The organism is Martelella sp. FLE1502 (genome assembly GCF_053484255.1).
The window spans coordinates 1-12,831 of record NZ_JBAKFQ010000023.1 but is presented as its reverse complement, the minus strand read 5'-3'; the positions used below and the strand labels follow the sequence as shown (position 1 = coordinate 12,831).

At 59.9% G+C, this 12,831-nt stretch carries 12 protein-coding genes and 1 pseudogene; 5 read left to right on the top strand and 8 right to left on the bottom strand.

What is annotated here, in order from left to right:
* Positions 1-80: 80 nt before the first annotated feature.
* The 7 genes from V6767_RS17200 to V6767_RS17170 all read right to left on the bottom strand — a co-directional run bounded on the left by V6767_RS17200 (position 81) and on the right by V6767_RS17170 (position 6,352).
* Positions 81-1,193, bottom strand: coding sequence for a flavin-containing monooxygenase (locus V6767_RS17200; protein ID WP_051085129.1), 1,113 nt, complete (start codon positions 1,191-1,193; stop codon positions 81-83).
* A complete protein-coding gene (lspA, locus tag V6767_RS17195) occupies positions 1,190-1,654 on the bottom strand; it encodes a signal peptidase II (protein WP_009452631.1) in 465 nt (154 codons plus the stop codon). The genes V6767_RS17200 and lspA overlap by 4 nt, the downstream gene beginning before the upstream one ends.
* 25 nt (positions 1,655-1,679) lie before the next feature.
* Positions 1,680-2,423 (bottom strand): cytochrome c biogenesis CcdA family protein, encoded by a 744-nt coding sequence (locus V6767_RS17190; protein ID WP_448474574.1) that lies wholly within the window; start codon positions 2,421-2,423, stop codon positions 1,680-1,682.
* Positions 2,423-3,043 (bottom strand): SCO family protein, encoded by a 621-nt coding sequence (locus V6767_RS17185; protein ID WP_009452629.1) that lies wholly within the window; start codon positions 3,041-3,043, stop codon positions 2,423-2,425. The genes V6767_RS17190 and V6767_RS17185 overlap by 1 nt, the downstream gene beginning before the upstream one ends.
* On the bottom strand, positions 3,040-3,543 hold the full coding sequence (locus V6767_RS17180) for a copper chaperone PCu(A)C (RefSeq protein WP_009452628.1): 504 nt from the start codon (positions 3,541-3,543) through the stop codon (positions 3,040-3,042). Before V6767_RS17180 ends, V6767_RS17185 begins: the two co-directional genes overlap by 4 nt.
* On the bottom strand, positions 3,536-4,153 hold the full coding sequence (locus V6767_RS17175; protein ID WP_018065776.1) for a cation transporter: 618 nt from the start codon (positions 4,151-4,153) through the stop codon (positions 3,536-3,538). The genes V6767_RS17180 and V6767_RS17175 overlap by 8 nt, the downstream gene beginning before the upstream one ends.
* Before the next feature lie 66 nt (positions 4,154-4,219).
* Complete coding sequence (locus V6767_RS17170) at positions 4,220-6,352, bottom strand: heavy metal translocating P-type ATPase (protein WP_024706424.1); 2,133 nt, start codon at positions 6,350-6,352, stop codon at positions 4,220-4,222.
* A 185-nt stretch (positions 6,353-6,537) separates the two neighbouring features.
* Here V6767_RS17170 and V6767_RS17165 point away from each other — a divergent pair, with 185 nt between their 5' ends.
* The 3 genes from V6767_RS17165 to V6767_RS17155 all read left to right on the top strand — a co-directional run bounded on the left by V6767_RS17165 (position 6,538) and on the right by V6767_RS17155 (position 8,145).
* The gene (locus V6767_RS17165) at positions 6,538-7,014 is read left to right on the top strand and encodes a disulfide bond formation protein B (RefSeq protein WP_009452625.1); all 477 of its coding nucleotides are present in this window, start codon (positions 6,538-6,540) and stop codon (positions 7,012-7,014) included.
* The gene (locus V6767_RS17160) at positions 7,011-7,670 is read left to right on the top strand and encodes a DsbA family protein (RefSeq protein WP_028793180.1); all 660 of its coding nucleotides are present in this window, start codon (positions 7,011-7,013) and stop codon (positions 7,668-7,670) included. The genes V6767_RS17165 and V6767_RS17160 overlap by 4 nt, the downstream gene beginning before the upstream one ends.
* Before the next feature lie 70 nt (positions 7,671-7,740).
* Positions 7,741-8,145 (top strand): MerR family transcriptional regulator, encoded by a 405-nt coding sequence (locus V6767_RS17155; RefSeq protein WP_009452623.1) that lies wholly within the window; start codon positions 7,741-7,743, stop codon positions 8,143-8,145.
* Between the two features lie 142 nt (positions 8,146-8,287).
* Here the strand turns inward: V6767_RS17155 and V6767_RS17150 are convergent, their stop codons facing one another.
* A complete protein-coding gene (locus tag V6767_RS17150) occupies positions 8,288-8,887 on the bottom strand; it encodes a recombinase family protein (protein ID WP_009452622.1) in 600 nt (199 codons plus the stop codon).
* Positions 8,888-9,016: 129 nt separating this feature from the next.
* Here V6767_RS17150 and V6767_RS17145 point away from each other — a divergent pair, with 129 nt between their 5' ends.
* A complete protein-coding gene (locus V6767_RS17145; protein WP_009452621.1) occupies positions 9,017-11,980 on the top strand; it encodes a Tn3 family transposase in 2,964 nt (987 codons plus the stop codon).
* A 125-nt stretch (positions 11,981-12,105) separates the two neighbouring features.
* Positions 12,106-12,831: pseudogene (locus V6767_RS17140) on the top strand (nitrilase-related carbon-nitrogen hydrolase); the annotation flags it as partial.

Genomic DNA, 12,831 nt, shown 5'->3' with positions numbered 1-12,831 from the left:
GACGCCATCCGGGACGTCCCTGAGGCAGGTCATTGCTTCTGAAACCAGACGCTGCAGGTGGCCGACGTCACCGCGACCTATCATACCGGCACGTCGCGACCGGAGCAGAATTTCGCGCATGCGGCGACAACTGCGGAAGCATCTTCACCAGCGCCCATCACGAGGGCTGAAGCACGATTTCGCTGCCACGGACGTCCTAGATGAAAAAGGCCCGGTACGGGAGAAAGGCCGCCTTCTTGCAGAATGCTTCCGTTGGAACGGGTACTGCCTGGAATCTGGAGCCATGCGCTATCGTCTCGATATCCGATGCACCAGATGACGGAATCGATCACCCGTTTCGATCCATCGGCAAAGAATGCGAGGCGGTCTTGTGAAGAGACTAAGCGTTTCGCGACGGCTACGCCCCTTCGTTCCAAGTCGTCAAGGCTCCGATCCCTGTCAGGAAAGGGGTCCGCGCGCCGCATCACGCGTCCTATCGTCGATTCGGGCCTTGCTCTCATCAAGCCCAATGTGTGCAGCCACCACCATGTACTCTGGCCCAGAATGCGCTCGGGAAACAGACGGCGGCTGCGTCCAGCCGCAAGCACCACTTCATGGGTCAAAGCCAGCTCGGCTGCGATGTCGCGTCCGCTTGCTCCATCTCCGACAATAAGGACCATGCCAAGCGGGAGATCACTGGGATTGTGATAACTTTCCGGTGTTAGTTGCTTGACTGCGCTGTCGAAGCCGGCAGCAATCGTTGGGATTATCGGTTTCTGAAACGCACCCGTCGCGACGATCACTGCCTTCGCTACTATGTACCTGCCATCGTCGAGTTGCGCGGCGAACCGCTCATCGGCCCGGCGTTCGAGCCGAGCCACACCATTTCCGGAATGCACCGGTAGGTCGAAATGGCTGGCGTAGGTTTCGAGATAATTCGCAAACTCGTCTCGCGTTGGATAGCCTTCTGGGTCCCCATCGAGCGCAAGACCAGGCAGCGAACTAAATGCGCGCGGAGTGAACAGGGTCAGGGAATCGTAGCGATGGCGCCAACTGTCGCCGACGCGGGCATGGCGATCGACGATTTGGAATGAAAGCTCTGGTCGGGCAAGATAATAGCCGGCTGCGAGTCCCGCTTGACCCGCGCCGATCACTAGAACGTCTATTTCCTCCGAACCATGGCTCACGGATAGCTGGCGAGGGCTTCTGTTCATGCAGCCTTTGCTTTGCCTTTTACCAGAATGCTCTCCATCAGCAAAAGCCCTACCCCACAGACAATCGCCACGTCGGCAAGATTGAAGGCGGGCCAATGATAGCTGCCGATGTAAAAATCCAGGAAATCCGTCACGGCACCCTGCCGGAGCCGGTCGAGCAGATTGCCGAGCGCCCCCCCAACCACGAGCCCGAGGGCGGATGCCGTCAGGCGGCTGTCGCTTCGATGGATCCAGATAAGGAGGCCGGCGACTATAGCGAGCGGGAACGCCATCAGGAGCCAAACCGGCGCCTGGCCGAACAATCCGAAGCTCACGCCGGTGTTAAAGCCGAGCACGAGATTAAAGAAGCCGGTGACGGGAATGACCTGAGGTGGATTCATAACATGGTCCATGACCCACCACTTCGTCGCCTGATCAATGAAAAACCCGCCAAGGGCGAGTGGAAGGCCGAGCCTGAGCATGTCCGAATGTCCTTTAAACTCCGGCTTAGCCGATCCGACCGAGGGCCGGGAACGTCTGGAGCAGCCATATTGCAAAGCTAGAGAGATGGCCGGTGATCATGGCGATGCCCATCACCACCATCACCCCACCAACGACGATTTTGAGCACCCGGCCGGTGCGGCGCATCGACATCATCCGCGCCATGAACCCGCGCATGAATAAAGCCGCCAAGATGAAAGGGAGGCCAAGGCCCAGGGAATAGACGGCGAGCAGCGTCGTTCCGCTTGCAACCGTGGCGTTGGCAGCGGAGAGGGTCAGAATCGCACCTAGCACTGGTCCGATGCAGGGAGCCCAGCCGAACGCAAAAGCGAGACCCAGGAGATAAGCGGCCCCAGCGCTTCCGCTGCCCGGATTGGCATGGAACCGGGCTTCACGATTGAGCCAGGGCATTGGTACGAGGCCGGTCGTGAATAGGCCGAAGACGATAACGATCCCTCCGCCAATCAGGTTCGCTTCGAAAAGATACATGCGCAAGAGCCGGCTCAACACGGTGGCGCTGGCCCCAAGGATGACAAACACGGTCGTGAAGCCGAGCACGAAGCAGAGGCTGAGGCCGAGAGTTCGGCCCGCTGCCCTGAATTCTGTATCGGCCGCAATTCCGTCCGGGCTAATCGTGCGGCCTGCAACGTAGGAAATATAGCCCGGCACCAGCGGCAGAACGCAGGGCGACAGGAAGGATATAACGCCAGCGGCGAAAGCCGTCGCCATTCCGATACTGGAGAACTCCATCAGCCAATCTCGCCCACTAGACGGCGGAGCTTCTGCAAGCGAATCTCACGCGGCTCGTGCATGTCGAGCGTGCCGACGAATTGGCTCTCGGCATCCATCATGTAGACGCCTGCGGTGTGATCCATCGTGTATTCGCCCCCCTCCAGAGGCACTTTTCGCGCGTAGGCCGCAAAGGCCTTCACCACGGCGTCCGTTTCCTGTCGATTTCCCCGCAATGCGAGGATGCGATCATCAAAGGCTGTCATGTATTGAGCCAGCAGCTCTTGGCTGTCTCGTTCGGGATCGACGGTGAAGAACAGTACGTTGAACTGGTCGGCCACCGGCCCGAGCTCGTTCATGAGATCGCTGAGTTCGTAGAGCGTCGTCGGACACACATCGGGACAATGGGTGAAGCCGAAGAAGGCGAGATAAGGCTTTCCAGCAAGCGCGGCATTGTCGATCGTCCCGCCTTGATGCGATGTGAGCTGGAACGGGCCGCCGATAGCTGCGATGCCTGTCGAAGACGCGACCGCCGCATTTTGCTGCTGCCAAGGCTTGGACACTGACAAGCCGATGAAAAGCCCACCGACAGCGGCGACGGCAACCCATGCAACAAGACGGAAAAGTTTGACGCCGCTCATTGGACAGCCTCTCCGTGCCCGTCATGTTCGTTCGCAAATTCCGGACGAGCACCCATGTTCTGCACAGCGAACTCAACGTCGATGGTACCGGCCTGCTCGAACACCAGTGTTGCGGCAAACCGCTCCCCTTCCTTCAAAGGACGCGATGGCTTCAAAAACATGATGTGTATACCGCCAGGTTGAAGTTCGACCGTCTTGCCAGCCCCAATTTCGATGCCATTTTGCACCGGCCTCATGCTGGCAACCCCGTCGATCACGGTCGACTCGTGGATTTCCGCCCGTTCTGACAGAGGTGATGAGATCGAAACCAGACGGTCGGCCATACCGCCATCGTTCGTTAGCGTCAGATAGCCGCCGGCTACCGGCGCGACCGGCGGAGTCGCGCGCGACCACGGATGATTGATGGTGATCGAACCGGCTTGGAAGTCGTGACCAACGGCAGGAGAGATCAATACCGCAAGGGTAAGGAAGGCGGCGGATAGGGCTCGTGAACTAATCATGTTGATTAACTTTCTCTCCAGCTTCCCCGGCCTTTTCAAGAATTTCCAAGCCGCTTCTGACAACGACAACAACCACGCCCAGGCCGATGATCAGATCCGGGTAGGGCGAATTGAAAAGGATTACGGCCAGACCCGAAAGCGCGATGGCTGAGTTCACGAGCATGTCGTTTGTCGTGAAAATCCATGAGGCTTGCAGATGCACGCCGCCTTCCCGATGAGAATTCAGGAACCACATGCAGATCATATTCGTAAGCGCGCTCGCGATTGCCACGGCAATCATGACCGGCCCTATCGGATCGGAGCCAGTGAAGAAGCGACGACCGACTTCAAATAGAAGAAGACCAGCGAAAACCATCAGAAGGATACCCGACAGCCGGGCAACTCGAACCTTCGCCGCCAAACCGCGACCTACGACGAAAAGGCTAATAGCGTAGACACCGGCATCGCCAAGATTATCGAGTGCAGAGCCCATCAATCCTGTTGACTGAGCCCACCACCCTAATCCCCCCACAATGGCTGCCTGGGCCGTATTGATCGCAAGCACCCATGCGAGCGCCCATTGTTCGCTCTTCTCGGATGAAGTGGCACTGCCCTTGGACTGATTACTCATAAATTACACCTCGGCTTTCTTGGCGAGAAGTGGAAGCCGCGACCTGCCTTCGCGCACTGCTTGGGCTCATTTGTCGCGGGTGCCGCGCCAGGTCAGCAGGCGCAGCGCATTGGCTGTAACGAGGACCGTAGCGCCCGTATCGGCGAGAATCGCCATCCAGAGCGTGGTAATGCCGAATAGAGTCGTCACGAGGAAGACGGCCTTCAGACCAAGCGCTATGGCGATATTTTGCCAAATATTGCCGAGTGTCGCCTGTGACAACCCGATGAGATCGGCAACACCCGTCACCCGGTTTCTGAGCAGCGCGGCATCTGCGGTCTCCAGAGCAACGTCGGTGCCTGCACCCATGGCAACGCCAACGGAAGCGGCTGCGAGCGCCGGCGCGTCATTGATACCGTCTCCCACCATGGCGATCGGGCCATTAGCTTTGAGGCGACCGATCTCGGCGAGCTTGGCGTCGGGCAACAATTCGGCGCTTGCCTCAAGGCCAAGATGGGCCGCAATGGCGTCGGCCGTGCGCTTGTTGTCGCCGGTCAGCATCAGTGGCCGCACACCTCGATCTGTCAGCCGCTTCACACCTTCGATAGCGTCGTCGCGCGGTTCGTCGCGCAACGCGATCAATCCCTCGATGGTCTTGCCCTTTATAAGCACGACGACCGTCTTGCCCTGGCTCTCCAGTATGGTGATCGTCTCGGCAATGTTCTCTTCGAGGGCAGCCTGTTCGGCGGCATGACGGGGAGACCCGACCGAAGCGAAGCCGTCCTTCAACCGCGCTGTGACCGCTTTGCCGGGTGTGGCAACGCCGCCCCCGAAGGTGACGGGCAGTTCGAGCCCCCGCACTTTTGCCGCCTCCACGATTGCAACCCCGAGAGGATGGCTGGTGCTGCGCTCGACGGCCGCTGCAATGGCAAGGACGGCGTTCTCGTCCCCATTGATCGGCACAATGTCCGTCACCTGGGGATGGCCACGCGTCAGCGTTCCTGTCTTGTCGAAGGCAACAGTTACGACCTTACCGAGTATTTCCAGTGCCGCGCCCCCCTTAATCAGCAATCCCTGACGCGCGCCGGCGGCAAGACCCGAGGCAATAGCCGCCGGCGTGGAAATCACGAGCGCGCAGGGGCAAGCAATCAGCAACGTCGCAAGACCCCGATATACCCATGTCATCCAGTCACCGCCGAAGGCGAGCGGCGGCACCACGACGATCAGAGCCGCGACGACCATAGCGCCAGGCGTATACCAGCGGCTGAAACGGTCGATCATACGCGCCGTCGGGGCCTTTGATTCCTGAGCTTCCTCGACCATGTGGATGATGCGGGCAATGGTATTGTCGGCCGCGACATGACTGATCGACACTCGCAACTCGCCATTTGCATTGATGCTGCCGGCATAGACGTTTGCGCCGGCTTCTTTAAGCACGGGCATGGATTCGCCTGTCACGGGCGCCTCATCGACCTCAGATGCACCATCAATCACCGTGCCGTCAGACGGCACACGGTCCCCAGGCCGAACAACGACGACATCACCAATAGCCAACTCTTCGGCAGCGACCTGCTCAATGACACCATCACGCTCGCGGAACGCGACCCGGGGCACGAGATCGATCAGCGCTTCAATGCCTGCCCGCGCACGGCCTGCCGCCACGGTTTCAAGCAGCTCGCCCACTGCGAACAGGAAGATCACGACAGCAGCTTCTTCGGCCTCGCCGATGGCGACCGCGCCGAGTGCCGCGACCGTCATCAACGTCTCGATGGTGAAGGGTGAGCCGGACATCGCACCGGCGACCGCCCGCCGCGCGAACGGGATAACGCTGATCAGGGCCGCACCTGAATAGAGCCATTGCTCCCAATCCGGCAGGATACGCGCAATGGCGAAGGCAAGCATGAACAGTGCGCCGGTCAGCAGTACAAGCCGACCCTTGCTGCCTTTCCACCACGCCTCTGTGATGCGCTTCCGAGGCGGCCCCCCCTTCGTCTCAGCCTGCTCGATCACTGGCGTGTACCCGAGCGCTCGGATCTTTTGCTCAATAGTGCCGAGGGCCGTCCGGTCTTCATCGAGTTGCAATGCTAGCGTCTCGTTGGCGTAGCTGACATTGATGTCGCTAACGCCCGGCAGGCGTTGCATCGCCGTCTCGATTTTCAATGCGCACGAGGCGCAGTCCATGCCTTCTATACGCAGTCTGTAAGGGCTCGCTGCCGCCATGGTGTCACCTCGATGGTTTAATGTGACACCGCAGATAGACCCTGTAGCAACTATAGGGTCAAGAGTGGACTTCGTTTATTTGATTTCGCGCTGCGATCCACGTGCAAATTCGCGGTACAACTTCATTAAGGAGCCTTGACCCTGTAGTGGGTACAGGGTGCAGAAATAGTTGAATGCAAAGGTAAATGGAGCGAAGCGAAACGATGGCGAAAGGGAGTGCTATGACCACCGGGGCGGGCACGACTGCAAATACCTGGGCGTTCGTCTTCTCGGCATGGCTCATTGCGCTTGCCGCCTCGCTCAGCGCTCTCTTCATTGGTGAGGTCATGGGACAGACGCCGTGCAATCTGTGCTGGCATCAGCGCGCTTTCATGTTTCCGCTGGCGGTCATTCTGGCTGTCGCTAGCTTTCGAGGTGATGCCAGCGTTTCCCGGTACGGACTTCCACTGGCTGCCCTAGGTGCCGCCATCGCTGCATTCCACTCCCTCCTTTATGCGAGGATCCTTCCAGCAGCCATCGAGCCTTGTACACAAGACGGCCCGTCATGTTCTGGCGTCGAGATGACGGTCCTTGGCATTTTGCCGCTCCCTTACCTATCGCTCGCCGCCTTTGGGAGCATCGCTCTTCTTCTCGTTCTCGCGCACCGGAGACGTTCAACATGACCAGACGGTCCATCGTACTTCTCACTGGCCTTGTCGCACTGATTGTCTTTGCAGGCGGTGCCTTTATCTACGACCGGTACGGCGGCCTCTCGGCACAGCCCGTTGCACCGGCGCAAGGTGATGCGTTGGTCAGGGCGCATTCACCCGTAATCGGCCCAGCGGATGCGCCGGTGACGATCGTGGAATTCTTTGATCCGTCCTGCGAGGCGTGCCGAGCTTTCTATCCAGCCGTTAAGCAGATCATGGCGAATTTCCCTGCCGAGACGCGCCTGGTCATCCGATACGCGCCCTTCCATGACGGATCTGACGAAGCCGTCAGGATTCTGGAAACAGCCCGTCTTCAGGACAGATACGAACCGATACTGGAAGCCCTGCTGGCGCGACAGCCGGAATGGGCCGTGCATGGTGCACCCGATCTCGAGAAAGCCTGGGAAATCGTGGCGGCGGCTGGGTTGGATGTTGAGCAGGCACGGCGTGAGATGTCCTCGGCCGAGATTGACGCCGTTCTTGAGCAGGATATGGCCGATGTTCAGAGCAATAATGTGCGCCAGACACCGACCTTTTTCGTGAATGGCAGGCCGCTGGAATCCTTCGGACCGCAGCAACTCCACGACCTGGTGCGTGAAGAGGTGGAGAGCGCCAGAGCGGCGCACTAGGCGAGCCATCGAGATCGACAAACGTCCAAATAGAACCTACATGACCCTGTATACGCTATAGGGTCATAAAATGAACTCTTCAATTCTGACGATCGGTCATCTTGCAAGGCAAACCGGTACCAAGGTCGAAACGATCCGCTTTTACGAGAAGAACGGTCTACTGCCCGAGCCCTCGCGTACCGAAGGCAATTATCGGGCGTACGAGCCAGACCATCTGAACCGGCTGAGCTTTATCCGCCGGGCACGTGACCTGGGCTTCTCGCTCGACCAGATCAGAGCGCTTCTCACGCTATCCGACAATCGCGGACAATCCTGCGCAGCAGTTGATGCCATCGCTAGCGAACATCGTGCAGAGGTCGAAAAGAAGATCACTGATCTCATGGCGCTCAAGGCCGAACTCGACAGAATGATCGACCAGTGCGAGTGCGGCATCGTCGACGATTGCCGGATCATTGAAACCCTGTCGCCGAAATGATCGGAGGTCCATGCAGCTTTGCCGACGATCCATGTCTTGATCGACTGCAATTGGTAGGTCGTTCGACATCTTCCGCTTGGAAGGGTTGGCTGCTGAAAGCGGCCTTTCCGCTTTCCACCCCATGGAGGTCATCGGATCCAAGTCATGCCAAGGCCTCATGGGCTTCCCGCTGACGATATTCGGCAACGATTCTTGAGACGGTTGGCTCGCTCACGTCATAGAGCCGCGCCATCTCGGCGCCGGACTTGCGCCCCGCAACAACGGATTCGGCGATCTCACGCCGTTTCTTATCGTCAAGTTTGCGCCGCCGACCACCGAGCCGCCCTTCCAACCGCGCCTGCGCTAGCCCTGCGCTAGTCCGCTCGCGGATCATGGCGCGCTCGAACTCGGCGAATGAGCCGACCATCTGCATCATCATGCGGCCTGCCGGTGTCGTCGTGTCGATCGCTTCGGTCAGCGACCGGAAGCCGGCCCCCGCCGCTTCGATCTTTTCCATCAAGTGCAGCAGGTCTTTCAGGCTTCGCGAAAGCCGGTCGAGCTTCCAGACAACAACGACATCGCCATCCCGTAGCTGGCCGATCATCTCCTGGAGCCTCGGCCGGTCCCATCGCCCGCCGCTGGCGGATTCTTCGAAGACGCGTTTACAACCCGCTGCCGTCAGCGCGCGCAACTGTGCTGCGTTCGACTGGTCGTCCCCCTTCGACACGCGAGCATAGCCGATCAAATAAGGTGCGGTGCTCAATTCGATCCTTTCACAAACGGCCGTCTACGGAAGCAGGATGACCATGACCGCAAATCAAGGCTCAATGCCTTTCACAATCCTCTTGCAAAACTGTATCAAAAGGCAAGTGATTTTTGAAAGGGATAACCGATGCCAGCACGCATTTACATGACCGGCCCTCAGCGCGACGCTTTGTTGGCGCTGCCCGAAGACGAGACGACGGTCGTCCGCCATCACAGTCTGGACGTAAACGACCTAGCTGCCATCAACAGCGCCCGCACGCCTGAGACCCGGCTTGGCTATGCTTTGCAGCTTTGCTGTCTGCGTTATCCGGGGAGGCATCTCCGACGCGGCGAATTGCTGCCCGCTGTCATGCTCGACCATATCGCTGAGCAGATCGGGATCGATGCAGAAGTGATCGGCGGTTTCGCACGACGGACGCCCACACGCTACGATCAGCTTCTCGCGATCAAGGCGCGTTTCGGGTTCACCGACCTCACCAAGCCGATGCGCGCAACGCTTCGAGCGTGGCTGGAAGCCGAAGCTGTCGGCCTGACCAACGGACGCGTCTTGTTGGGCAACTTCCTCGACGAACTGCGCTTCCGTAAGATAGTCATTTCCGGAATCACCGTGGTCGAGCGCATGGCCGCCGAAGCGATGCACGCGGCCGAAAACCGGATCATCGCCGACATCGACAATCGTCTCGATCCGGCCACCCATAGCCGACTTGACGCGCTTATCGCCGAGAAAACGCACGATAGGCAAAGCCGATTTTCCTGGCTACGGGAACCCACCCCGCGCGTCGCCTCTGCCTCGCTCGTCGGTATTCTTGACAAGATCGCACTGGTTCGCGGCATCAGGACGCCCGCCATCGATAGACGATACGAACCCCGAATGGAGCAATTTGCGCGCGAAGGGGTCCGCTACACCGCGCAGGCATTCCAGCAGATGGGGTCGGCGCGGCGGCATGTTATTCTTGTGGCGACGCTGCGCGAGTTTGAGGCCACGCTGACTGACACAGCTATCGGTATGTTCGACTCGCTCATCGGGCGAGCGCATCTGCGTGCCCGCAAACGCCTTGAACAGACGGTTGCCGCTTCTGCCGACCAGGGCCGCGACCGATTAATCCGTGTCGCCGACGTGCTTGAGGCGGTCAGCAAAGCCGCACGCGCCGGCGGCGATATTGCAGCAGCGGTCGCAGCGGTCGCCTCGCTCGATACGATCGATGCCGACGCTGCTCTTCTCCGGCGAACCACGAGGCCGGGACGAGATAATGCCATCAGTGAAATCGGGCCAGAATATCGGACGTTCAAGCGGGCGGGGCCGCGCTTCCTGAAAGCGTTCACGTTCGAGGGTCGCAAGGGTACCGCGCCGCTCCGTGCAGCGATGGCGATCCTGGCCGAACTCGATGGCGACTGGCGCACGGCGCTCCCTGATGGCTTGCCGCTCGGGCATATCGAGCGGCGATGGCAGCGCTATGTCGTCACGGACGACAAGATCGACCGAACCCATTGGGAGCTGGCGACCTATTCCGCGTTGGCTGGAGCACTGGCGGCGGGCGACATCTGGGTGCCAACCTCCCGACTGCACCGCTCTCTGGAAACGCTGCTTTCACCGAGTACGGATCCGGTCCCGGCACAGGTCTCCGATATTCCTGATCCTCATGTGTGGCTCGATGCCCGCGCGGCCGAACTGGATACTGCGCTGCTCAAGGTATCAGGGGGGCTGACCAGCGGCGATCCCGCGCTGTTTTCCGGTGACCGACTGCGGTTTCCGAAAGAGCCGAAAACCGATCTTGCCGAACGCGACGATGGCAGACAGTTCGTCCGGACCTGCTACAATCTCGTGCCGACGACGCGCATCACCGATGTTTTGTCTCAGGTCGAACGTTGGACCGGTTTCACCAGCCATTTCGGTCATGTCTCGACCGGGTTGCCGCCCAGCGATGAACGATCCTTTCTCGCAGCTATGATTGCGGAAGCGACGAACCTCGGCCTGTCACGGATGGCTGAGGTCTGCGGCGTGGCATCGCGGCGCACGCTCCTGCGCATGCAGACGTGGCACATGCGTGAAGAGACGTTTCGCGCCGCGCTCGGCTGTCTGACCGACGCCATACAGGCCGAACCAATGGCGGCCTGGTTCGGTGAGGGCTGGCGCGCCTCTGCCGATGGGCAGGCTTATTATCTTGGTGGCGCCGGGGAGGCTGGCGGTCAGGTCAACGCGCATTACGGCCGCGACCCGATCGTCAAAATCTACACCACCATCACCGACCGCTACGCACCGCTCCATCAAACCGTGATCGCGGGCACTGCCGGCGAAGCGATCCATGCCCTCGACGGCATTCTCGGCCACGAAAGCAACGCCAACCTTTCCGCGCTGCACGTCGATGGCGGCGGCGTCTCCGATATCGTGTTTGCGGTCATGGACCTGCTCGGGCTTGATTTTGAGCCACGTATTCCGCGCCTCTCCGATCGCCGCCTCTATTCCTTCGAGCCGCCCAAGCGTTACGGACGCCTCGCGCCGCTGTTCGGGAACAGGCTCAACCGCGATCTGATCGTCAATCACTGGCCCGACATTCATCGCGTCATTAGGGCGATGCGCGACCGAACCATCACCCCATCGCTGATCCTGAAAAAGCTCTCAGCCTACCGGCAACAAAACAGCCTTGCCGCTGCCCTTCGCGAGGTCGGCCGTATCGAGCGCACACTCTTCACATTGCGATGGTTCAAGGATCCGGCGCTTCGCCAGCTTGTCACGGGTGAACTCAATAAGGGCGAAGCGCGAAACAGTCTGGCGCGCGCGGTTGCGTTCCACCGGCTCGGCCGCTTCCGGGATCGCGGTATCGAAAATCAGCAAATGCGAGCGGCAGCACTCAATCTCGTCACCGCCGCAATCATCCTGTTCAACTGCCGCTATCTCGACCGCGCCGTGAGTGAACTTGGAAGTCGCGGAGTGAAAATTGATCCCGCTCTACTCTCGCAGCTTTCACCTTTGGGCTGGGACCGGATCAACCTCACCGGCGATTATGTCTGGTCAGACGGCATTGAACTCGATGCCGACGGACTCATGCCCCTTCGAATCCCCGATAGCTACCGTGAATCTATGTCCCGATAATGCACAGAGGCCTACCACGAAAGCGCGATCGATCTTCCAGGGCCAGAAGCTGAACGTCTCGGCGAGATCGCGCGCGACAACGGCGTTTATCTGACACCGGCGTTGTCGAGAGCGACGGCGGAACGCTGTACTGCAGCACGCTGACCTATGGATCCACGGGCGCCCTGCTTTCAAAGCACCGAAAGCTGATGCCGACGGCGCTGGAGCGTCTTGTCTGGGGCTTCGGTGATGGATCGACCATTGGCGTGGCCCAAACCCCGCTCGGGCGCATCGGCAGTGTGATCTGCTGGGAAAACTACATGTCGCTTCTGCGCATGGCGATGTATGCCCAGGGCGTCGAACTCTACTGCGCGCCAACGGTCGATGACCGCGATACCTAGCTGCCGACGATGCGGACGATCGCCACCGAGGGTCGCTGCTTCGTTCTGTCGGCCTGCCAGTATTTTACCCGCGGAGACGGACCGGCGGACTACGCACCCGTTCAGGGCGATGACGCAGCGACGGTGCTGATCCGCGGCGGTTCGTGCATCATCGATCCGCTCGGTAATGTTCTTGCCGAGCCGGACTTTTCGGGTGAGATGATCAGGATTGTCAACGGCGGAGTAAAATCCGGCCACGGGGCGGAGCAAAAGTCGGCCACTTGTGGCGTGCGCATGAGACCGCCGGGAGGGCGTAGCCCGAGCGGGGGTCTCATGCGCACGTTGCGATTTTTGAGGGGTTTCAGCCAGCCTTGCGGGCGCGGCTTTGGGCTCGAAACGGTTATCCGCCGCGCGGCGCCTAAACGGCAGCGAAGCGGAGATGGTGTTGAAAAACTCCACTTGAGTGATGGCTTGGCTGCTGATTCACTTCTC

What these genes read in the sequence shown, in the direction of transcription:
- V6767_RS17180 (WP_009452628.1), bottom strand. Translation starts at nt 3,543, where the DNA reads ATGATTAGTTCACGAGCCCTATCCGCCGCCTTCCTTACCCTTGCGGTA.
- V6767_RS17145 (WP_009452621.1), top strand. Translation starts at nt 9,017, where the DNA reads ATGCCAGCACGCATTTACATGACCGGCCCTCAGCGCGACGCTTTGTTG.
- V6767_RS17190 (WP_448474574.1), bottom strand. Translation starts at nt 2,423, where the DNA reads ATGGAGTTCTCCAGTATCGGAATGGCGACGGCTTTCGCCGCTGGCGTT.
- V6767_RS17160 (WP_028793180.1), top strand. Translation starts at nt 7,011, where the DNA reads ATGACCAGACGGTCCATCGTACTTCTCACTGGCCTTGTCGCACTGATT.
- V6767_RS17155 (WP_009452623.1), top strand. Translation starts at nt 7,741, where the DNA reads ATGAACTCTTCAATTCTGACGATCGGTCATCTTGCAAGGCAAACCGGT.
- V6767_RS17175 (WP_018065776.1), bottom strand. Translation starts at nt 4,153, where the DNA reads ATGAGTAATCAGTCCAAGGGCAGTGCCACTTCATCCGAGAAGAGCGAA.
- V6767_RS17170 (WP_024706424.1), bottom strand. Translation starts at nt 6,352, where the DNA reads ATGGCGGCAGCGAGCCCTTACAGACTGCGTATAGAAGGCATGGACTGC.
- V6767_RS17200 (WP_051085129.1), bottom strand. Translation starts at nt 1,193, where the DNA reads ATGAACAGAAGCCCTCGCCAGCTATCCGTGAGCCATGGTTCGGAGGAA.
- V6767_RS17185 (WP_009452629.1), bottom strand. Translation starts at nt 3,043, where the DNA reads ATGAGCGGCGTCAAACTTTTCCGTCTTGTTGCATGGGTTGCCGTCGCC.
- V6767_RS17165 (WP_009452625.1), top strand. Translation starts at nt 6,538, where the DNA reads ATGGAGCGAAGCGAAACGATGGCGAAAGGGAGTGCTATGACCACCGGG.
- lspA (WP_009452631.1), bottom strand. Translation starts at nt 1,654, where the DNA reads ATGCTCAGGCTCGGCCTTCCACTCGCCCTTGGCGGGTTTTTCATTGAT.